This window comes from Gordonia tangerina (assembly GCF_021556435.1).
GTDB classification, from domain to species: domain Bacteria; phylum Actinomycetota; class Actinomycetes; order Mycobacteriales; family Mycobacteriaceae; genus Gordonia; species Gordonia tangerina.
On record NZ_JAKGCU010000030.1, the window covers coordinates 33768 to 54731 of the forward strand.

General features: G+C 66.0%; 23 protein-coding genes. 12 read left to right on the forward strand and 11 right to left on the reverse strand.

Features of this window, described 5'->3' with window-relative positions; all coding sequences use genetic code 11:
• The first annotated feature begins 1 nt into the window (after window position 1).
• The 3 genes from L1892_RS21845 (at window position 2) to L1892_RS21855 (ending at window position 2598) form a co-directional block, all read left to right on the forward strand.
• Window positions 2–1078 carry a phosphotransferase family protein gene (locus tag L1892_RS21845; RefSeq protein WP_235725879.1) on the forward strand — a complete coding sequence of 359 codons (1077 nt, stop codon included), beginning with the start codon at window positions 2–4 and terminating at the stop codon, window positions 1076–1078.
• Window positions 1079–1195: 117 nt separating this feature from the next.
• The gene (locus L1892_RS21850; RefSeq protein WP_235725880.1) at window positions 1196–1855 is read left to right on the forward strand and encodes a hypothetical protein; all 660 of its coding nucleotides are present in this window, start codon (window positions 1196–1198) and stop codon (window positions 1853–1855) included.
• Window positions 1852–2598, forward strand: coding sequence for a DJ-1/PfpI family protein (locus tag L1892_RS21855; protein WP_235725881.1), 747 nt, complete (start codon window positions 1852–1854; stop codon window positions 2596–2598). Before L1892_RS21850 ends, L1892_RS21855 begins: the two co-directional genes overlap by 4 nt.
• A 33-nt stretch (window positions 2599–2631) precedes the next feature.
• On the opposite strand, the gene L1892_RS21860 is transcribed toward L1892_RS21855, so the two are convergent.
• Window positions 2632–3483, reverse strand: a complete 852-nt coding sequence (locus tag L1892_RS21860) for an alpha/beta fold hydrolase (RefSeq protein WP_235725882.1) — start codon at window positions 3481–3483, stop codon at window positions 2632–2634.
• Between the two features lie 70 nt (window positions 3484–3553).
• Between L1892_RS21860 and L1892_RS21865 the strand changes: the two genes are divergently transcribed.
• Window positions 3554–4138, forward strand: coding sequence for a TetR/AcrR family transcriptional regulator (locus tag L1892_RS21865; protein ID WP_235725883.1), 585 nt, complete (start codon window positions 3554–3556; stop codon window positions 4136–4138).
• Here L1892_RS21865 and L1892_RS21870 read toward each other — a convergent pair.
• From L1892_RS21870 to L1892_RS21890, 5 genes are all read right to left on the reverse strand, one after another.
• Window positions 4125–4802, reverse strand: a complete 678-nt coding sequence (locus L1892_RS21870) for a TetR/AcrR family transcriptional regulator (protein WP_235725884.1) — start codon at window positions 4800–4802, stop codon at window positions 4125–4127. The genes L1892_RS21865 and L1892_RS21870 overlap by 14 nt on opposite strands.
• Before the next feature lie 4 nt (window positions 4803–4806).
• Window positions 4807–5952, reverse strand: a complete 1146-nt coding sequence (locus tag L1892_RS21875; RefSeq protein WP_235725885.1) for an acyl-CoA dehydrogenase family protein — start codon at window positions 5950–5952, stop codon at window positions 4807–4809.
• 228 nt (window positions 5953–6180) lie between these two features.
• Window positions 6181–7863 (reverse strand): class I adenylate-forming enzyme family protein, encoded by a 1683-nt coding sequence (locus tag L1892_RS21880; RefSeq protein WP_235725886.1) that lies wholly within the window; start codon window positions 7861–7863, stop codon window positions 6181–6183.
• Window positions 7864–7901: 38 nt separating this feature from the next.
• Window positions 7902–8651: an SDR family NAD(P)-dependent oxidoreductase gene (locus L1892_RS21885; RefSeq protein ID WP_235725887.1), complete on the reverse strand. Its 750-nt coding sequence runs from the start codon at window positions 8649–8651 to the stop codon at window positions 7902–7904.
• Between the two features lie 44 nt (window positions 8652–8695).
• Complete coding sequence (locus L1892_RS21890) at window positions 8696–9487, reverse strand: enoyl-CoA hydratase-related protein (protein WP_235725888.1); 792 nt, start codon at window positions 9485–9487, stop codon at window positions 8696–8698.
• 145 nt (window positions 9488–9632) lie between these two features.
• Here L1892_RS21890 and L1892_RS21895 point away from each other — a divergent pair, with 145 nt between their 5' ends.
• Together L1892_RS21895 and L1892_RS21900 are read left to right on the forward strand one after the other, a co-directional pair.
• Window positions 9633–10679, forward strand: coding sequence for an oxygenase MpaB family protein (locus tag L1892_RS21895; RefSeq protein WP_235725889.1), 1047 nt, complete (start codon window positions 9633–9635; stop codon window positions 10677–10679).
• Between the two features lie 122 nt (window positions 10680–10801).
• Window positions 10802–11401 carry a TetR/AcrR family transcriptional regulator gene (locus tag L1892_RS21900; RefSeq protein WP_235725890.1) on the forward strand — a complete coding sequence of 200 codons (600 nt, stop codon included), beginning with the start codon at window positions 10802–10804 and terminating at the stop codon, window positions 11399–11401.
• Between the two features lie 2 nt (window positions 11402–11403).
• Here the strand turns inward: L1892_RS21900 and L1892_RS21905 are convergent, their stop codons facing one another.
• A complete protein-coding gene (locus L1892_RS21905; protein ID WP_235725891.1) occupies window positions 11404–12063 on the reverse strand; it encodes a TetR/AcrR family transcriptional regulator in 660 nt (219 codons plus the stop codon).
• Between the two features lie 98 nt (window positions 12064–12161).
• Here L1892_RS21905 and L1892_RS21910 point away from each other — a divergent pair, with 98 nt between their 5' ends.
• Both L1892_RS21910 and L1892_RS21915 read left to right on the forward strand, forming a co-directional pair.
• The gene (locus tag L1892_RS21910; protein ID WP_235725892.1) at window positions 12162–12557 is read left to right on the forward strand and encodes a (R)-mandelonitrile lyase; all 396 of its coding nucleotides are present in this window, start codon (window positions 12162–12164) and stop codon (window positions 12555–12557) included.
• 28 nt (window positions 12558–12585) lie between these two features.
• The gene (locus L1892_RS21915) at window positions 12586–13440 is read left to right on the forward strand and encodes an aldo/keto reductase (RefSeq protein ID WP_235725893.1); all 855 of its coding nucleotides are present in this window, start codon (window positions 12586–12588) and stop codon (window positions 13438–13440) included.
• Window positions 13441–13548: 108 nt separating this feature from the next.
• On the opposite strand, the gene L1892_RS21920 is transcribed toward L1892_RS21915, so the two are convergent.
• Complete coding sequence (locus tag L1892_RS21920) at window positions 13549–13797, reverse strand: DUF2530 domain-containing protein (RefSeq protein WP_235725894.1); 249 nt, start codon at window positions 13795–13797, stop codon at window positions 13549–13551.
• A 160-nt stretch (window positions 13798–13957) separates the two neighbouring features.
• On the opposite strand from L1892_RS21920, the gene L1892_RS21925 reads away from it, so the two are divergent.
• Both L1892_RS21925 and L1892_RS21930 read left to right on the forward strand, forming a co-directional pair.
• Window positions 13958–15421, forward strand: a complete 1464-nt coding sequence (locus L1892_RS21925; protein ID WP_235725895.1) for an NCS2 family permease — start codon at window positions 13958–13960, stop codon at window positions 15419–15421.
• Between the two features lie 159 nt (window positions 15422–15580).
• Complete coding sequence (locus L1892_RS21930) at window positions 15581–16048, forward strand: MarR family transcriptional regulator (RefSeq protein ID WP_235725896.1); 468 nt, start codon at window positions 15581–15583, stop codon at window positions 16046–16048.
• A gap of 41 nt (window positions 16049–16089) precedes the next feature.
• Here the strand turns inward: L1892_RS21930 and L1892_RS21935 are convergent, their stop codons facing one another.
• Entirely contained in the window at window positions 16090–17334 is a 1245-nt protein-coding gene (locus L1892_RS21935; protein WP_235725897.1) for a GNAT family N-acetyltransferase, read from the reverse strand.
• A 110-nt stretch (window positions 17335–17444) separates the two neighbouring features.
• Here L1892_RS21935 and L1892_RS21940 point away from each other — a divergent pair, with 110 nt between their 5' ends.
• Together L1892_RS21940 and L1892_RS21945 are read left to right on the forward strand one after the other, a co-directional pair.
• A complete protein-coding gene (locus L1892_RS21940) occupies window positions 17445–18293 on the forward strand; it encodes a TrmH family RNA methyltransferase (RefSeq protein WP_235725898.1) in 849 nt (282 codons plus the stop codon).
• A 174-nt stretch (window positions 18294–18467) separates the two neighbouring features.
• On the forward strand, window positions 18468–18758 hold the full coding sequence (locus L1892_RS21945; RefSeq protein WP_235725902.1) for a DUF2537 domain-containing protein: 291 nt from the start codon (window positions 18468–18470) through the stop codon (window positions 18756–18758).
• A 22-nt stretch (window positions 18759–18780) separates the two neighbouring features.
• On the opposite strand, the gene L1892_RS21950 is transcribed toward L1892_RS21945, so the two are convergent.
• On the reverse strand, window positions 18781–19572 hold the full coding sequence (locus tag L1892_RS21950) for a DUF6928 family protein (protein ID WP_235725903.1): 792 nt from the start codon (window positions 19570–19572) through the stop codon (window positions 18781–18783).
• 8 nt (window positions 19573–19580) lie between these two features.
• A complete protein-coding gene (gene sepH, locus L1892_RS21955; protein ID WP_235725899.1) occupies window positions 19581–20558 on the reverse strand; it encodes a septation protein SepH in 978 nt (325 codons plus the stop codon).
• Window positions 20559–20964: the final 406 nt, after the last annotated feature.

The window sequence follows — 20964 nt, forward strand, 5'->3', positions numbered from 1 at the left end:
AGTGAGCAGTCAGGTGGCCGGCGCGCGCGACGTGCGTGCCGAGGATGCGTTCGACGTCGAGGTGGTGGCCGAGTGGCTGCGCGAGCACGCCGTCGATTCGTCCGGCCTCGATGCGGTGCCGGCGGTCAAACAGTTCTCCGGCGGGGCGTCGAACCTGACCTATCTGCTGACCTACCCCACTCGCGAGGTGATCCTGCGTCGGGCGCCGGGCGGCACCAAGGCCAAGGGCGCCCACGACATGGGTCGGGAGTTCCGGATTCAGTCGAAGCTGTCGACCGTGTTGCCTTATATCGCCCCGATGATCGCGTTCTGCGACGATCCCGGGGTCCTCGGGTCCGACTTCTACGCGATGGGCAAGATCGACGGCGTCATCGCGGGCAAGGAGTTCCCGCCCGAGGTGGCCCTCTCGCCGGAGCAGGCCCGCGCGCTGTGCTTCGCCTTCATCGACGTGCTGGTGGAACTGCACTCGGTGGACCCGGAGAAGGCCGGTCTGGCTGATCTGGGCAAGGGCTACGGGTATGTGCGCCGGCAGGTGGACGGGTGGTCGGCGCGTTTCCGCAACGCCCGAACCGACGACGTACCCGACTACGAGGCCGTGATGGCGTGGCTGGCTGACAACCAGCCCGAGGACATCGCCAACTGCGTGATCCACAATGATTTCAAGCTCGACAACGTGGTGCTGTCCAACGACGACCCCACCCGGGTGGTCGGCATCCTGGACTGGGAGATGGCCACGCTCGGCGATCCGTTGATGGACGTCGCCGGGTCGCTCGCGTACTGGGTACAAGCCGACGACGACGACGCGACGCAGGCGATGCGCCGTGTGCCCACCAATCTTCCGGGCATGATCACCCGGGCCGAGTTCGTCGAACGCTATTGCGACCGTATGGGTTTCGACATGACACCGGAGAAATGGCGGTGGTATGAGGCGTTCGGGCATTTCCGGCTCGCGGTGATCGCGCAACAGATCTACTACCGCTACTACCACGGGCAGACCACCAACGAGCGCTTCGGTGCGCTCGGACTCGCGGTGGGCATGGTGGAGGGACGGCTCAACGAGCTCATCGCCGGCTCCTGAGTCGCCGAATTCTGATTGGGGCTCGACGGGTTCGTCGACGAGCGTCGTTGCTCTCATGGCCCATGAGTCGTATGTTCAGGTTTCATATATGAAACACGACACGGAATCGGGGGCTGTATGAGTGGCACGCAGATCATGTGGACGGTGATCGGGGTGATCGTCGCGCTGGGTGTCATCGCGCTGGTCGGTTTGGCGATCCTGTATGCGCTGGCCAAACGACCCGACCGTTTCCGGGTGAAGGCGATCGCCCTCGACGACGTCGACAACTACCTCGCGAAACGCGCGTCGTTGGCCGTCACGGTCAAGGAGGCGACGCCGTTGTCGCGCCGCGAGGTGTGGGACCGCGTCGCCGAGTCCGCGTACCTGAGCAATCTCCCGCTGGTACGCGGACCGCACTGGATGGAGCTCGGCCGCACGGCCGACGCGTCATTCCCCGTGCGGTCCGGGGAGCGACGGTCGATGTCAGGCACGTTCCTGGCAGTGTGCGAGCAGGTCATCGAGGTCGACGAGCGCGAACGTCTCACCCTCACGGGAACCGGCGTCTCGGTGCCGCTCGCAGTGAAGGGCTTCGTCGAGCGCTTCACCATCACTGACGGGGACCGGTCGGGCACCGTCGTCGTCACCTGGGAGATCGCCGGGTCGCCGCGATGGATCGGCTTCCTCCCGTGGCGTTGGACTGCTCCTCTGCTTCGCCCACTCCTCGGCGTTCTACTTCGGCACATACTGCGCCTCACCCCGTTCCGGCGCTCCGACGTTCGGGACGGAACGGCGGCGTGACCCAGATCGCGCTGGTCACCTACCCGGGATTTACCGCGCTCGACCTGATCGGCCCGTACGAGGTCTTGCGCATGCTCCCCGACGCCGACATCCGGTTCGTCTGGCACGAGACCGGGCCGGTCACCACCGATTCCGGGGTCCTGGTGATCGGTGCCACCCACGCGTTTCGTGAGACGCCGCGTCCGGACATCGTGGTGGTCCCCGGCGGCAGCACGTCGGTGATGATCCATGCCGATGATCCCGAGTTGCGCCGGTGGCTGCGGGCCGTCGATGAGTACACCACCTGGACCGCGTCGGTGTGTGCAGGGTCGGTCATCCTCGGTGCCGCGGGGCTGTTGCGCGACCGACGCGCGACATCGCATTGGCAGGCCGTGCAGGCTCTGCGCGCTTTCGGCGCGACGCCCAGCGCCGACGAACGCATCGTCGAAGACGGTGACATCGTCACTGCGGCCGGGGTTTCCGCGGGCATCGATCTTGCCCTGTGGATCGCCGAGCGGATCGCGGGTTCCGAACGGGCCAAGGCCATCGCGCTCGCGATCGAGTACGACCCACAGCCGCCGTTCCACTCGGGCAACGTGGCCAACGCATCGGCTGGGACAATCGCTCGCGCGAACGCGATCCTGGCGCGTGACTCGATCACTCTGCCGCACATGTCATCGGGAATAAAGGTGATGTGGCGGGCCGCGATTCGACAGGCGCGCGTGGGTCGGCGACGCCGTCGGCCCGTGTTGCCGACCCGGTGATCGGCTGGCCTCGTCTCAGGGTCTCGAGGGGGGTCATGCGTCGGCGGTGTCGCGCCGTTCGATGAGAAACGACCCGATCTGCGCGGCGACCTCGGCCGGCCGGTCCAGCATCGACAAGACGTAGGCATCATCGATTTCCGCATACCGGCAGCGAGGAATGAGTTCGGCGAGTCGGTGACCGTGCTCGGGCGGCATCACTCGATTGTCGGGCGACCACAACACCAACGCCGGTCCGTCGAAGCCCGACAAGGCCTCGGTGTCACGGACAAGCTCGCGCTTGTCGAATGTCGACGCCGCATACTTCTCCAGGTCGCGGCGCACGCCGGGGATCGTCAGCGACGGTTCGGTCCATCGGCGCACGAGGTCGTCGGACAGGTCGCGTCGAACCATCCAGCCGAAGAGTAGTGGTGTCCGTCGAAGGAATCCGATCCGCAGCTGGCGGGCGGCGAGGGTGATGCCGCCCGGCAGGTGGGAGGCGAGAGTCGCCATCCGCCCCGGCAGTCCCGGCGGAAAGTTGTCGAACGCCTCGCACGGGAGAATGACGATGGCGCCGACACGCTCGTCGCGGCCGATCGCAGTGAGAAACAGTCCGCCTCCCCAATCCGCGTGGACGAGCGTCGCGTCGCGCAGGTCGAGGGCGTCGAGGAAATCGGCGAGGAGATGCGCCATCCCCATGAGCGTGAGGTCGGCGTCGGGAGCCATGGGTCGGCGGTGTCCACCGAGCGGCAGAACCGGACAGATGTAGCGAAATCCGTTCGGCAGCAGCGGCAACGTCGCGTCCCACAGCGACTCGTCCATGAACAGGCCGTGCAGCAGGACGACGGGCGGGCCGTCGCCGACCTCGGTGTACTCGACCGGACCTGCTGTGAGATGCACCTGACCCATGATGATCCTCCCTCACTAGAACGGACGCTCTAGAATGATCACTCTAGAGCAACTATTCTAGAATGGCCAGATGCAGACGGATGAGCGGATCGCGGTGTCGATGGCGGAGCTACTGCGGCGGCAGGGGTACGCGGCGACAGGGATCAAGCAGGTCGTCGACGCGTCTGGGGCGCCGATCGGCTCGGTGTATCACCATTTCCCGGGCGGGAAGCGCGCCGTCGCGGCGACGGCTCTGCGGCAGTCGGGGGCCGCATACGGCGAGCTCGTCGCGTCGTTGCTGGCGCCGCACGAGGACATCGCCGACGGCATCGAGTTCGCTTTCGCGGCCGCGGCCGAGGACATCGAACAGACCGGCTGGGCCAACATGTGTCCGGTGGGCACGGTGGCCGGGGAAGTCGCCGACGTGGAACCGGAGTTGCGTCAGGTTGCTGCCGAAGTGTTCGATGCGTGGATCACCAACGGCGCTGCGTTGTTTCGTGCCCGCGGACTCGGCGATGACGACGCCCGCGCCTTGATCGTCGCGGTGATCGCGGCGCTCGAGGGGGCGTTCGTCATGGCACGGACCATGCGGTCGTCCGAGCCGTTGACCGCGGCGGGACGCGGTGTCGCGGCGTACGCACGCACGCTGCGATCGGTCGGGGTCAGATCCGGCTGAGGTACTCGCCGAGCTTCTCGGGAACCAGCAGCGCGGGCAGCGCGAAGCGCAGTTGTGCCGCGATGTAGGCGTCGAGTCCGTAATCGGGTGCGAAATGCCAATGCTTGAGCGCCCATCCGTGCGCCAACATCATCAGGTCGAAGACGGCGAGGTCGACGTCCACCTCCGACATCAACCCCTCATCGATGGCGGCGGTGATCGCATCGCGCATGGGGGCTGAGGTCTCTACCTCAAGTTCCTTGATGCGTTCGCGGCCGGCGGCATCGAGTGTGCGGCTCTCCCGATAGGTGAGCACCACGGCGTCACGGTTCTCGTCGACGATCGTCGTGTACTGGCGGAACCCGGCGATCAGCTGCATCACCGGGTCGTCGCCGGCGGTGTCCATGGCGGGTTGTAGCTGGTCGCGAAAGGCCTCGAGGATGTCGACGATGGCGGCCAGCAGGATGTCTTCTTTGGACCCGAAGTATTTGTAGAACAGGCCCACGCTGACCTGGGCCTCGTCCGCGAGGGCCTGCATCGACATCTGGTGGAATCCGGTCCGACCCATCACCACGACCGCGGCGTCGAGCAGCTGACGGCGCCGCGACGATGCGCGCACTGCGCGCACCGCTTCGGCGACATCGACCGATGTGGTGGTTCCTGAGCTCCTCGTCACGGCTGTCATCGTCTCAAATGCCCAGATCCTTGGCGACGATGGACTTCATGATCTCGGTGGTCCCGCCGTAGATCGTTTGGATACGGGCATCGACAAAAGCCCTCGCCACCGGGTATTCGCGCATGTAACCGTATCCGCCATGTAACTGCAGGCAACGGTCGGCGACCCGCACCTGCAGCTCGGTGGCCCACCACTTGAGTTTCGCGGCGCGTGCCGCGCTCAGCGTGCCGGCGATGTGCTCGGCGATGCAGTCGTCGAGGAAGGTGCGGGCGATGTCGAGTTCGGTGGCGAGTTCGGCCAACATGAACTGGGTGTTCTGGAACGACGAGATCGGCGACCCGAAGGCCGTGCGTTCCTTCACGTAGTCGAGCGTGCGGGCGAACGTGCCTTCGGCGGCGGCGACCGCGCCGACCGCCAGGGACAGCCGTTCTTGGGGAAGGTTGTGCACGAGTTGGTAGAAGCCCTGGCCTTCCTCACCGAGGCGGTCGGATACCGGGACTCGCATGTCGGTGAAGGTCAGTTCGCTGGTGTCCTGGGCGTGTAACCCGATCTTGTCGAGCTTGCGTCCCCGCTGGAAGCCCGGCGTGTCGGCGTCGACGACGAGCAGGGTCAGGCCCTTGTGCTTGTCGGCCGAGGTTCGGGTGGCGACGACGAACAGATCGCCGTTGCGCCCGTTGGAGATGAAGGTCTTCGAGCCGTTGACGACGTAGTGGTCGCCGTCGCGGACCGCGGTGGTCCGGATGCCGGTCAGGTCGCTGCCCGCACCTGGCTCGGTCATCGCGATACCCAGGACGGTGTCGCCGGAGACCACGCCGGGCAACCATCGGGCCTTCTGCTCGTCGTCGGTCATCTCGACGAGGTAGGGGAGAACGACATCGTTCTGCAGCGAGAAGGCGATGGCCTCCGCAGCCGCACCGGTGGTCGCGGTCTCCTCGATGACGATGGCGTGATAGCGGAAATCGTCGACACCCGGTCCGCCGAATCTCTCCGGCACCGGGAAGCCGAGCAGCCCGTTCTTGCCGGCCTCGGTGAACAGGCTGCGATCCCACAGCCCGGCGTCCTCCCAGCTCTCGTGGGCGGGGGTGATCTGCTCGGCGACGAACTTGGCAACGGTCTCGCGGAAGTGTTTGTGCTCGATGTCGTGGGTCAATGCAGTCATGTGTCGTGTCCTGGTGTGTTTGTGGTGGCAGGGTTCTCGATACGCGGCGGGTTCGCTGCGCTCACTCGCCGCTACTCGACCAGCGACAAAGGTGCGCCGCTTCGGTTGCCGCAACTTGATCCACGGAGTAGTCCGAGCCTCGGCCATCCGCTGGTTGAGTAGTCCGAGCCGCTAGGCGAGGACGTATCGAAACCAGGTGACGCTCCATGATTCCGATGCCCCGACCTCTCACCCAGCGTGTGACGCCGTCGGTGTGACGAAGTCGCCGGCGGTCATCTCGGCTGCCGCGGATTCGGTTGCCCTGTAGTGCAGTTTTTTGCCGGTCGCCGAGACGGGGAGCGAATCGACGAACCGGTAGGCGCGCGGTCGCTTGAATTGCGACAGCATCGGGTGGCTGCGGCAGTAGTCGTCGAGCTGCTCCGCGGTCGGCGATGCCCCTTCCGCCGGAAGGACATAGGCGACCACCAGTCGGCCCCAACGTTCATCGGGAACACCCACGACCAGCGAGTCGGCCACGTCGGGGTGGCCGTTGAGCGCTTCCTCGACCTGCACGGGGTGCACGTTCTCGCCGCCGGAGATCAGCATGTCGTCCTTGCGGCCGACGATGGTGACGAACTCGTCGGTGTCCCAAGTGGCGAGGTCGCCGATATGCAGCCAGCTTCCGCGGTACTTGGCCTCTTCCTGTGCCGGTGAATCATAATAGGCAGCAGCACATTTCGGTGACCGGATGATCACCTCGCCGACCTCAATACCGTCACGGTCGACTACCTCGTCGGGGCTCGCGAGTTTTCCGTCGTCGCGCACCTTGACCACCCGCACCTCGTCATCGACGCAAGCGCGTCCGGCCGTTCCGGCGTGGTCGGGCAGATCTGTTGGCCGCAGGAAGGTGTTCCAGAACCCCTCGGTGCTGCCGTACCCGTTGAAGATCCGCGGCGTCAGCACGTGCTGATAGTGCAGGGCGGCATCACGTTCCAGCGGTGCGCCCATGGTGACGATGCCCTTGAGGCTGGAGAGGTCTCGTGGATTCGCCTGCTGGGCGTTGGCGAGCATGGCGAGATTGGTGGGGGCACCGATCAGGAAGCTCAGCGCGTAGCGCTCCACCCAGTCGAGCGTGCGTTCCGGATCGAAGGTGCGCATCGGTAGCAGCGACGAGCCCAGGTAGAACGTCGGATTCGGGCCAGCGCAGTACAGCCCACCCCGGTGAAACCACGGTGTCATGTTCAGCGTCCGGTCCTCCAGTGACAGCGGAAAGTGCATGATCACGTCGTGCGCCGAGAAGATCTCGATGGCACTGTTCATCGGCACCGCCTTGGGCATTCCCGTGGTGCCGGACGTGTACAGGCGAGTCGTCTCGTCGTAGATCGACGGACTCGGCGCGGGCACCGCCGCGTCCGAGCGCAGGTCATCGAACCGGATCGACACCGGGCCGTCGACCAATTGGCCGTCGCCCACACCGACGAGCACGTGCGGGGTGTGCCGGGCGAGCGAGATCGCTTCGGTCACCGTCGCGGTCAGGTCGGTGTCGTAGACGTAGATCTTCGGCCGGCTGATGTCGAGGATCACAGCGGTCTCCCCGGCAGCGAGACGGAAATTGACCGGTGAGCCGACCGTTGCGGCCGCCTGCGTGGCGAGATACAGCTGCGCGAACTCGGGTCCGTTGAACAACTGATAAGCCACCACATCGCCCTCGTCTACGCCGCGGGCACGCAGTCCGGCGGCGAGAGAATCAACGCTTCGGCCGAGGTCGGCGTAGGTCCAGGTGGTGTCGGTGACCGGGTCGATCATCGCGACCGCACCGGCATACCGGGTGACGTTGCGGCGAAAGCCATTTAGGTAGGTGAACTCGTTCTCGAAGAAGCTCCGGTACTGGTGGGCGTCGTAGACGCAGCTCTGGGAGTCGTTGGTGCTCATGGCAGATCTCCGATGATCCGGGGGAGGTGGTTGGCCGCTCAGCCGGCCATGGTGAGTCCGCCGCTGACGCTGATCACCTGACCGGTGATGAACGATGCTGCGGCCGACGCGAAGAACAGGACCGGTGCCGCGACTTCGTCTGGGCGGGCCAGGCGACGGAACGGGATCGCCTTGACCAGAGCCTCTTTCAGCTTGTCCGACTGTGCCTGGAACAGGGGAGTGTCGGTGGGGCCGGGGCAGACGGCGTTCACCGTGATCTGGTGGCGTGCCATCTCGCGCGCCAACGACTTGGACAGCGCGATGACGCCGCCCTTGGCGCCCGCGTAGATCGATTCGCCCGAACTGCCGACACGACCGGCGTCGGAGGCGAGGTTGATCACGCGTCCGCCCTGCCAGCCGTCGCCCTTGGCTGCCTCGACCATGCCGGGCAGGAACGCGCTGGCCATGTGGACCGGGCCGAGGTAATTGATGGCGACCACCTTCTCGGCGAACTCTGTTGTCGCGTTGAGGAACTGGTCGGTTCGGTCCCAGCCGGCGGCGTTGACCAGGATGTCGGGTACACCAACCTCCGCGTGGACCGCGTCGCGCAGTGCATCGACAGTGGTGCGGTCGGCGACGTCGACGCTCATCGGCACGATCGTCGTGTTCTGTTCGGCGGTCTGCTTGGCAGCGTCGAGGTTCAGGTCGGCGGCCACGACGGTGGTGCCCTGCTCGGCGAAAGCCAGGGCGATGGCCCGTCCGATACCTGATCCGGCGCCGGTGACGACCGCGATGTTGGTGCTGCTCATGGTGTGTCCTTGTCGGTCGGGTTGTTCAGAGTCGATCGTGTGGCTCAGGCACCGACGTACTTGTTGAAGTCCGGCACGCGCTTCTCGGCGAAGGCGGTGGCGCCCTCGAGGCCCTCGGGGGAGTGGGTGAACAGATCCAGCGCGCTCATCGCCATGTTCGACAGGCCCGCCTGGTGGTCGGTGTCGGCGTTGAAGCTCTGCTTGAGGAACTTGATGGTGGTGGGAGACTTCTCCGCGATCTCGGCGGCGACCTTCTTGGCCTCGTCGAGCAGGTCGGCGGCCGGGACCACCCAGTTCACCAGGCCCCAGCGCTCAGCGGTTTCCGCGTCGTACTGGCGGCAGAGGTACCAGATCTCGCGGGCGCGCTTCTCGCCGACAATGCGGGCGAGGAACGCCGAGCCGAACCCGGCGTCGAACGAACCGACCTTGGGGCCGGACTGGCCGAAGCGGGCGGTGTCGGCGGCGATGGTGAGGTCGCACAGCACGTGCAGCACGTGCCCGCCGCCGATGGCCAAGCCGTTGACGGCCGCGATCACCGGCTTGGGGATGTCGCGGATGGTCTTGTGCAGGTTCCCGATCTCGAACATGCCGCTCTCGGAGGGTCCGTAGTCACCGGTCTCCGCGCGTTGCTTCACGTCGCCGCCGGTGCAGAACGCCTTCTCGCCGGCACCGGTCAGGATCACCGCCTGCACGTCGCGGTCGGCCCAGGCGCGCCGGAATGCGTTGATCATCTCCTCGACCGTCGTGGCCCGAAAGGCGTTGTAGCGCTGTGGTCGATTCATCGTGATGATCGCGGTCGGTCCCTCGACGGTGTACTCGATGTCCTCGTAGTTCATGAACTCCAACTCCTTCCATCGGCGCGGATCGTGACCGCACTCTCATAGTGAGTGAACGTACATTCACGCTTTGAGACGTGTCAAGGGGTGATTGTTGCCGGCTGCGTATTGACGCAGCCGCAGCCATGGGATACACATGTTTCCCATGGCTGACAGATCGTTTGATCCGCAGGGTGTCGAGCCCTTCGTCGGCGCTGCGGGGCTTCCGGGGTCCTCCGAATCCGCTGCGCCGCAACGCAAGCACCATAGGGTATGGGCTGTAGACAGCGTCGAAGACGACGGGTATTTCGGTCGTCGGTCACTGTCATGGACGATCCTCGGCGGTACGCCCGTGCCACTGATGATTGCGCAGATCACCAATCTCCTCGAGGCGCCACATGTCGATTTTCAATCGGTGATGCTCGATCATGATCCGCTGTACCCGACGAACCGGAAGAAGCAGCGAGCCTGGCGCGGCGATCCGGCAACAAAAGGGGGTCGGATAACCGACAGGCTGCGGCGGACCGTCGTCGGTCCGTTACCGATCATTTTCGGCGACCGCGAGACGGCCCGGCGATGCGCCGACAGGCTTGTCGCGTACCACCGCCCGATGCAGGGAATCAACAGCGACGACGGCGAGATGTACTCAGCGGTCGACCCCGACACCATGTTGTTCGCGTCCGTCACCATCGCACACGGGGCTCTCCTTGCATACGAACGATTCGTGTTTCGGGACAGGCGGTTCCCGCGCCGGTTGCCCGAGTGCGATCGGGACCAGTTCTTCGCCGAAACCGCAGAACTCGCGGTCCTCATGGGTGTCCCCAGGGATCGGATACCGGTTACGGCGCGAGATGTCGCCCACTACTATCGCTCGCAGTCGTCCAAATACCGCAAGCGGCAGGGTTATTTCGGTAGTCAGCTACGTACGGCCAAGAGCCAGTTCAGGCTGACAGATGCCGACACGGCCGGCACCATGGCCGCCGACCTCCTGCTGGTGGGAACAACGTTTCTGGCCTATGGCGCGATTCCGCGTCCATGCCGACGCCTGCACCGCATTCCGCGCATCGCCGATCCGCTACTGGATCTGCTCTATCTGGCCTCTCTGCCTGCGTTCGCCCTGCTCCACGTCGGTCGACTCGGTCCGCGGTTGGTTGATGCATTCATCGGAGAGGGCAACGCAGAAGCCATCCGGCGGTCGCAGCTCGCTTGCTGAGCGACTCGAGCATCGCGGAACCCGGATCGCAGTGGCAACCAGCGTCGCCTGGCTGCAACCCCATCGACCTCAGCGTGCATGATTGGCTCATGGACGAGCCGATTGTCTGGCGCGGTCAAACCATGGACGACCGTTCCGCGGAACGCCGAGCGCAGCTTCTCGACGTGGGTTTCGACATGATCGGAACCCACGGCGCACCGAGCGTGACGCTCCGGGCGGTGTGTCGGGAGGCGGGCCTGAGTCCGCGCTACTTTTACGAGAGCTTCGCCGATCGAGAGGAGCTGCTCACAGCGGTGTACGACCACGCCGAGGCGGGTCTTCTCGCGCGGTTGGTCCCGGCGAACGAGGCCGCGCCGAAGCTGTCGATCCGCGAGATCATCGACATATGCGCCGAGTATTTCGAAGAAGACCCGCGTCGAGCGCGCACTCTGTTGCGAGAGCCGTTGTCGGATGACGTTTTACGAGCACATCAAGCCGGTCGGTCGCCGGCGTTCCTGAGCGCAATCATCCCCGCGCTGGGGGGCGTGGACGATAAGCTGCTTCCACGTGACTCGACCGAATTGTCGGTGTTGGCCGCGGCGCTCGCGGGTGTATCGATCTCGCTCTACCTCGAATGGCTCGATGGGCGTATCGAATTGAAGCGCGACGAACTCGCCGAGATGGCCGACCGACTCGTCACAGCGATCGCCGAAGTGGTTACCACGCGCGGCGAAGGCGGTTGACGCTACGTGTTGCGCCGCCGCCGTGTCATCGCCGAATGCGTCGTCTCCGAGTTGAGTGCGGGCACCGGTAGCGGGGTGAATCCCCGGTCATCGCTGCGTATTCCGTCCAGAAAGAACGTCAGGTAGCGCTCGTAGGCCTCCGGCGCCACGTCACGCGTGCTGTCGATTATTGGTGCCATTGCCGACTGGATGAATGTCACGTCGGTCGGCTCGAAGTCCTCGCGGACAACGCCGGCATCCTTCGCTCGGCGTACCAACTCGACGATCAATGGGGCGATCCGGACACGGACGTCGTTGATCCTGGCGTCGCCGAGGGTGGGGTCGTCGAGGATCTGGTGCAGGCCGCGGTCGCCGAACTGCATCTTCAGGGTGCGTCGGAGGTAGCCGGCGAGCGCCGTCCACGGGTCCGGCTCGTCGAGAGCTTCGCGTGCCACTGCTTCGACGGCTTGTAGTCGCTCTTCGAAAAGGGTGTCGATGACCTCTTCCTTGTTGGCGAAACGACGGTACGCGGTACCCACCCCGACGCCTGCGTGATGGGCGATGTCGTTGAGGGTGACGCCGAGTCCCTTCTCGGCAAACAGTTCCCGAGCCGCGTCCAGTAATCGCTCGCGGTTGATCGATGCATCCTTGCGCAGCGGTCGGGAGGAGTGCGCTTTCGCCATACAGCCACTGTAGCAGTGAAACGGATTGACGGTATCCGCTTATTGGCATACGGTAGTAACCGGATGAACGATATCCGTTAAGTCGTGAGGAGAATGGCATGAAGTACACGCAGAGTGGCGGACAAACCGGCGCCGGACCCGAGGCGTGGTTCACCGGAACGGTTCAGATCGATGGCATTCGTAACCCGGACGAGCAGTCGGCGATCGGCTGCGCGCACGTCCGCTTCGCGCCGGGTGCCCGCACCGCCTGGCACCACCACCCAAAAGGGCAGACGCTGTACGTCACCGACGGGATCGGACTGGTAGCGACCCGCGACGGGGGAGCGCAGGAGATCCGGCCCGGCGACGTGGTGTACATCGAACCCGGTGAGGAGCACTGGCACGGCGCGACTCCCGATCGCTTCATGGCTCACGTCGCGATGCAGGAAGCCGACGAGAACGGCCAGGTCGTCACGTGGCTCGACCACGTCACCGACGCCGAGTACACGGCCTGACGCGAACAGAGAACAGGAGCGAAAAGCCATGATCTTCAACGAGACCTACACACTGGCCAACGACGTGCAGATCCCCAAGCTGGGTCTGGGCACCTGGTTCATCGACGACGACAAGGCCGCGCACGCCGTCCGGTCGGCCATCGACATCGGATACCGCAACATCGACACCGCCCAGGCCTATGGCAACGAACGCGGTGTCGGTGAGGGGGTGCGCACGAGCGGCGTCGCCCGCGGCGACCTGTTTGTCTCTACCAAGCTCGCCGCCGAGATCAAGGACCATGCGGAGGCAGCGGCGGCGATCGATGAGTCACTGCGCACGATGGGCCTCGACTATATCGATCTGATGCTGATCCACAGCCCGCAGCCGTGGGCCGACTGGCGTGGCGGCGACTACGCCGAGGGCAACCTCGAGGCGTGGCGCGCACTCGAAGAGGCCTATCGGGCCGGCAAGCTGCGCGCGATCGGTGTGTCGAACTTCCAGGCAAGCGACCTCGACAACATCCTTGCCAAGGGCACCATCGCCCCGCACGTGAATCAGATCCTCGTGCACGCGGGCAACACCCCGGTAGACCTGATCGACTACTGCGAACAGAAGAACATCCTGGTCGAGGCGTACTCGCCGATCGGGCACGGTGAGGTGCTCAAGAATGACGAGGTTGCGGCAATTGCACAGCGCTACGAGGTGAGTGTGCCGCAGTTGTGCATCCGCTACACCCTGCAGCTGGGGGCGGTGTCGCTACCGAAGACTGCCAACCCCGAGCACATGCGTAGCAACGCGCAGGTCGACTTCACCATCTCCGATGAGGACATGGCAACCCTGCGCACCATGCGGATCGAGGACTACGGAGATGCCGCCGCGTTCCCGGTGTTCAGCGGCATGTGACCCTCACGTCCGCGTGCCCGTCAGGTTCTGGCCGCAGTTTCAGGTTCCGGCTTGGAGCCAGTAGCTGCGGCCAGAACTTTCGGCGGGTCAGTCCAGACCCTCGGGGCGTCAGTCGAGGCCCTGCTGGGCCGTTCGGTCACCGCGGCGCACGGCCGCGCGTTGGATGAGGACGATCGTCGTCCCTAGGACCCCGACCGCGAGCCCGACCAGACACACTGCGAGCGTGCGATCGCCGCCCCATCCGCCGATCCACACCACTACCGTGGCGACGAGCCACGCGGCCATGCCGACGATGATCACCGGTTCGGGGGCGCGCAGCGCGCGGGGGAGTTCCGGTATGTCTCGTGCGTCGGCCATGGCTTCAGAGTAACTTTCGACTGTGCCCACCGATCCGTCGAGCGAGCCCAGCACTGCGTCGACAGAACAAGGGTCGCCAGAACCCGCACATTCGTCGACATCATCCGACACTTCGCCCAGCGCTTCCGAACCGGCGCCGAGGGCGACCAACCCGGCGGCTGTGGAACCCGATCGGCCGCCGAGTGAACCGACCGGTGGCGTCGACCGCTTCTTCAAGATCAGTGAACGGGGATCGTCACTGACCCGCGAGGTCCGCGGCGGACTCGTCAGCTTCTTCACGATGGCCTACATCATCGTGCTCAACCCGATCATCATCGGCGGCATCCCCGGTGAACCGAAGAACGCCGACGTTCTGGGTAACGTGCTGCCGCTGGTCCAGGTCGCGGCGGTCACCGCGCTGGTCGCCGGTGTCATGTCGATCATCTTCGGGCTGGTCGCCAACTACCCGTTCGCCATCGCCACCGGACTGGGCATCAACAGCCTCCTGGCAGTCACCATCGCGCCCCAGGTCACCTGGCCCGAAGCGATGGGCCTGGTCGTCATCGACGGCATCATCATCGTGCTGCTGGCCGTCACCGGATTTCGCACCGCGGTGTTCAACGCGGTGCCGCCGGAACTCAAGGCCGCGATCGCCGCCGGCATCGGCGCGTTCATCGCCTTCATCGGTTTCGTCGACGCGGGATTCGTGCGGCGCGTCCCAGATGCCGCGAACACCACGGTGCCGGTGCAGCTGGGCACCGACAACTCGATCAACACCGTCCCCACCCTGATCTTCTGCATCGGGGTACTCCTGATGGGAGTGCTCGTCGTCCGCCGAGTGCCCGGTGGTCTGCTGATCGGGATCGTCATCACGACCGTCCTCTCGATCATCCTGGAAGCAACCCTCGACCTCGGGTCCAGTGCGGTCAACCCGGACGGCTGGAGTCTGTCGATTCCACAGATCCCTGACGGGCTCGGCGGCCTGCCCGATCTCGCGCTGGTCGGTGATGTCGACCTGTTCGGTGCGTTCACACGTATCGGTGTGCTCGCCGCCTCGGTCCTCGTGTTCACCCTGGTGCTCTCGAACTTCTTTGACGCGATGGGCACGATGACGGGCCTCGGCAAAGAAGCCGGCCTGTCCGACGCCAAGGGCAACCTGCCCGGTGTGGGCAAGGCGCTGGTCGTCGAGGGCACTGGCGCCATCGCCGGCGGCGTCGCATCCTCGTCGTCGAACACGGTGTTCGTCGAATCGGCCTCCGGCATCGCCGAAGGCGCCCGCACCGGCCTGGCCAATGTCGTTACCGGCGGTCTGTTCCTGCTGGCCATGTTCTTGACGCCGCTGTACGAGATCGTGCCGCTCGAAGCCGTCGCACCCGCGCTGGTGGTGGTGGGTGCCATGATGATCGGCCAGCTCACCACGGTCGACTTCACCAAGTTCTACTACGCGCTGCCGGCGTTCCTGACCGTGGTGATCATGCCGTTCACCTATTCCATCGCCAACGGCATCGGCGTCGGGTTCATCAGCTGGGTGGTCCTCAATGCGGCGGCCGGACGAGCGCGGTCGGTGCATCCGCTGCTGTGGATCATCGCCGCGGTGTTTCTCGCCTACTTCGCGCGCGGACCGATCTACGACCTCGTCGGATGAGCGCGGTCAGCCCCGTTGTGTACGTCGTTGGTACGACAACGCCGGTTCGCATTCGCAAAAACTGACGTTAACCCGTTGCAAGACCGCGGAAGTGAATTACGCTTAGCGTTGGGAACCACGTGGTCTCAGATTTGACTCGCTCGGAACGGACACGGCGGCATGACGATCTCACAGCTCACTCGCGAAGACACCATCCTCTCGGACCGGACGCTGTCTGGGGAATTGTCGCTGGCGGTGGTCCGACTCGCCAGACGGCTGCGCGGCAGGCGCGCCAGCAAGGTCGTCTCGCTGACACAGCTCTCCGCGCTGCACACACTGCACCACGAGGGTCCGATGACTCCTGGCGCCCTGGCCCTGGCCGAACGGGTGCAGCCGCCCTCGATGACCCGGGTCATCGCCTCGCTGTCCGACCTGGGCATGGTCAAACGCGAGCCGCATCCCACCGACGGGCGGCAGGCGATCGTGACGCTGTCGCAGAAGGGCAGCGATGTGATCACCGCCGAGCGTGATGCGCGGGAGGAGTGGCTCAGTGCGCGCCTCGACGAACTCACACCCGAGGAGCGCTTAACCCTCGCGGCCGTCGTGCCGATTATCAACAAGGTCATCACCAGCGACGATGATCGCTGAGTGAATCCCGACCAGCGGGCCGCGCTACCAGTTGCGGACAGCTAGAAAAAGGTGCCCGAGTACGGTGCCCGATCGGTGGCGAAAGCGCGGTCGAACGCCCGCAACGTTGCCGCGTCCGCAGCCCACACTCGTTCGGCGGCGGCGAGCGTGCGCGCCGGGGTCCCGCCGAGGAACACCGACCCCAACGCCGAGATGTCCATGCGGATCGTCGGCGCCGACGTACTCGGGGTGACCGTCGCCGCACCGTCACGCACGGACAGGTCGAACACTCCGCCCCGGCCGCGGAACTCGTCGGTGACCTCGAGGACCACATCCAGATCGGCGGAGTAGGTGCGTGATTGCAACGCACGGTCGACGTCGAGAATGCGCAGCCACATCTTGTCGTGCACCCCGGTCACCGACACCGCCCGGTGATCGGTGAGCTTTTCCGGCAACGGGTCGTCGGCGGGAATCGATGCGGTCACCGAGGACATCAGGTCCAGGCCGACCAGGACCCGCCACAGATCGGTGTGTGCCGCCTCGGTCACGGCGACCACCTCCGAGATGTCACCCCGCGCGGGCTCCACCGAGGTGTTGATCCGGTAGCTGGCGTAGCCGTCGGCATGCAGCAGGTAATGCAGGCCGCTGGTCTGCGCGGGCCGCTGCGATCGGCGGTCGGCGAGAATCGGCTCCCACCAGGACGCCGGGCGGCTCAGTGCGCCGGGCCGCGTCGCCACCCATCGAGCATGGATCTCGGGAACGCGGCGAGCCACGTCCTCGCCGGACGCGTAGTTCACCGGCGAGATGTGCTTGTCGGCCCGATGGCGCATCTTCGCGGCCCCGAGATCGATCGAGACGTCGTGCGCATGACATGCAGGTCCGAACCCGAAGCGTTCGTAGATGGTCGCCTCGCTGGCGGTGAGGATGGCGAACACCTGATCCTCGGATTCCCACTGGTCGAACAGCTCGGTGATCATCGTGCGCAGAATGCCCCGCCGACGATGGGTGGCCGCGACCGACACCCACGACAAACCGGCCGCAGGCGTCTGGCCGCCGCCGGGCACCGTCATCGCCATCCGGTAGAACATCGACACGCCCACCAGCGGCGCCCCCACCAGTCCCTGCGGGTCGCGGACCAGCACGACGTCGCGGTTGTCGACCTTGCCGCGCAGGTCGGCCTGTTCTGCCGCCGACAGTGGATCGGTCATCAGGAACGCCCGGGCATCCGTCGCGAAGATCTCGTCCCAATCGGCGTCGGTGGCACGCGCCAGGGTGAGATCGGACGAGGTGGCTTGCGAGATACTCACCGGTCAACCGTTTCACAGTGCGGGTTTGTGCGAGCGATCAGCCCCGCCTTTCCCGATCAGGCCGGCGGGCCACCGCCGGCGACGACGGCCCGGGTTGGCAGACTGGTCACGTGTCCAGCATCTGTGTCGACGTGATCGACATCGACGACCCCGCCGACGAGCGCGTCGATGACTTCCGTGACCTCAATTCCGTCGACCGACGACCCGATCTCCCTGCCCTGCCGGGCGGGCGCGTCGGCAAGGGGCTGGTGATCGCCGAGGGCGTGTTGGTGGCGCAGCGGATGATCGCCTCCCGGTTCACCCCGCACGCCTTCCTCGGCGTCGACAAGCGGCTCGGCGAGCTCACCGATGCTCTCACCGTCCCGTCGGTGCAGGGGGTGCCGTTCTATCGGGCATCAGCAGAGGTCATGGCCGAGGTGGTGGGATTTCACCTCAACCGGGGCGTGCTGGGTGCGGCTCGGCGGCCCGCTGCGCTGTCGGTGGGTGAGGCGATTGAGTCGGCACAGACGGTCGCCGTGCTCGAGGGCGTCAACGACCACGAGAACATCGGCAGCATCTTCCGCAACGCGGCCGGCCTCGGCGTGGATGCGGTGCTCTTTGGAGCCGGATGTGCCGACCCGCTCTACCGCCGCTGTGTGCGAGTCTCGATGGGTCACGCGCTGCTGGTGCCCTTCGCCCGGTTCGACGACTGGCCGCGCGGGCTGTCGGTGTTGCGCGACAACGACTTCCGGACCATCTCCCTGACCCCGGGAGAGGGGTCGAAACCGCTGTCGGAGACCGTTGACGCCCCCAGGGTGGCATTCCTCGTCGGCGCGGAGGGCCCGGGGTTGTCCGAAACCGTGATGCGTGCCAGTGATGTGCGCGCCCGCATCCCGATGAGCCGGGGTACCGATTCACTCAACGTGGCCACGGCCGCGGCGATCGCGTTTTACGAGCGCGAGCGCTCGCTGACGACCTGACGTCGACAGGCGAGCGTGCTCGGGATCACGATGCGGTGCGGGGGCTTCCGCGGAGTTGCGAGCGGCGTCGGGAACAATGAGGCCATGAGGTCGGACGAACATGACGAGTCCCGGTGGCGCAGGTCGCGGCTCGTCCGTCGACCGGGCGCGGGTCCACGAACCAGCGATGGCCCGATGGTCGATGATCGGGTTGTCGACGAGCCGACACCTTGGGTGCTGGGTCTGCTGGTGACCCTGATCAGCGCGGTGTTCGCGACGTTGCTCCTCGTCGGCGTCTACGAACTGATCGGATCGCTCGTGACCTGGCTCGGCTTGGCTGCGGTGCTCGTCGTCGCGCTCGGGATGGGGTGGACGTTGTGGGACCTGCGCGAACGCCCGGTATGGCGCTGGATCGTCTGGGGCGCGCTGATCGGCCTGCTGGCCGGCCTCGGGTCGTCGATTGTGCTGTTGGCGCTGGGGCGTTGACCACCGGCGCCCGGCAACCGGGTCAGCCGAAGCCGAAGTAGCGCGCGAGGCGCCCGCGGCGTTTGGGTGGCGGCGCGGGCGATCCTGACGCCGCGTCTGCGCCGTCGTCGGCCACGGCACTGCCCGAGACGGTCAGATTGCCCTGGTATCGAGCCCAGTCCTCCTCGGCAGGAACATAGTCGGCGGGGTGAATCGCGAACGCGGTGACCGGGATTCGGGCTGGATCGAGATCGGTGTCGGCCAGCGGGGTGGTGAACCGGAAGCCCAGCCATTCCCGGTTGGCCTGTTCGGCGAGTTCTTGCGGATGGAACGGCAGCGCGAGCGGTTCGGCGGGTACCCCCGGCGCATAGCGAAGGGGGTGTTCGCCCGCCCAGAACGGCCGCTCGAACGGGTAGGGCAGGCCGGAGTCCTCGAAGATCGTCACCGGGTCGGCCGCGAAGGACCGGCGCAGCTCGCCGTGCTCCCACCGGGCGAAGGCTCCGGCCGACCGGTCGGGGTCGGTGACCAGCAGCGTCGCGGCCGAACTGGGCCGGATCGACGCCAGTGTCCGGGTCAGCGTGGACGGTTCGGTGGTGTCGAAGAGAGAACAGCACAACACCGACAAACGTCCATACCAGCCGGCATAGACATGCGCGTCGGCCGCAGCGGCCGCAGTGGCGAGATCGGTATCGGCGACGGGGACCAGCACCCGGTCGCCGTAGATCGTCGCGGCGAGTTTCTGCGCGGCGACCACATCGTTGAGGGGATCGGCGGACAGTTGTGCGATGGGGTCGTCACTGTCGATGAACCACAGAGTGACTGCGCGGACCGACACGTCAGCGATCAGCCGTTGCCGTTGCTGCGGACGCCGAGCAGAACGTCCTCCCACGCAGGCACCGCGGGCTTGCGGGACCGACGGCGGGGCTTGCCGTTGGTCGCCGCATCGTCGGTGGCCTGCTCACCGGATGCGGTGGTGACCGCCGAGTCCGGCTCGCGGTCGTCGCCGGATTGATCGGTCGAACCGGAGGGGGTCGAGTCGGAGTCTGGCGTGCCGAAGTCGATGGCAACTGTCCCGTGCTCGTCGTGGCTCGGCGGGATCTGGCCCGTCCGCGTGCGCTGTGCATCGATGAGTCGGTCGGCGTCGAAGGTGACCTCGTCATGGCCTTCGGGCTCGTGCTCGACCGCGGGTGTCGGCGCGAGGTCGGGGGTGGCAACCGGGGTCAACCGCCGACGCGGCGTGATCATCTCGGGATGGGTGAGCTCGTCGGCGAGGTCGTCGAGCGGGTCGGCGGTGCCGCCATGGCTACCCGGTTGAAACCGCCAGTGCGCATGGTTGTCGGTGCGGCCGACATGCCACGACACCTGGACGACCCAGTAGCCGTCGTCGCCCTTCCAGGCATCCCAGTCCACGTCCTGGTTGTTGTGACCCAGCGCGGTCATGGCCTCACCGACCACCTCGCCGAGGGTGGAGACAGCAGGGCCGTCTTCGCGGATCGGGTGAGCCATCGAGGCGAGTTCGGTGGCGCGGGCGCGCTCGAGCAGAACCGGGTGGGCGAAGCGTTCGACTTTGTCGACGGGTACGCCGGCCAGCGCCGCGACCTCGGCGACGGTGGCGCCCGCGCGGATGCGTGCCTGGATCTCTCGGGGCCGTAGTGTGCTTTCCATTTCGATCTCGATCTGCCCCAATCGTGAGATGTCGCCGCGTGCTGCGGCCCGGAGCCGTTCATCGGCGGCCATCCGGTACTTCTCACCCGACTCGGGATCCTGACAGATCACATGGGTGCCGTCGGCCTCCACGCCGACGACGCGAAGCTCACGCATCTGCTCCTCCTCCGGTGACCACGAGTGCGGGCATTGGGGTCAGGTTAATCCAGACCTCGCCTGCCGAACTGTCTGACACGCGGTAAAACCGCAGATCAGCAAGGTTGTGGCAGATGTTACCCATGGGGCACAGGCTACAGGTGATAACAGGGATACTCACGGTCTGCGAGCTCCGGCCGGCCGGCGGCCGCCAGCCCCGCCGGTGGGCGCGCCTCCCGCCGGTGGGCCGCCGCTCTCCCCGCCGGTGGGCCGCCGCTCTCCCTGCTGGTCGAGTAGTTGCCGAGCCGCTAGGAGACTGCTGAATAATTGGGGGTGGATTCCGGCGCGGGAATGCGCTGGTTTTGGCCGCCGTGCTGGGATCCTGAGGTTATGCAGGGTGAGTCGGATCGCCAGGGTGAGTTTCTGG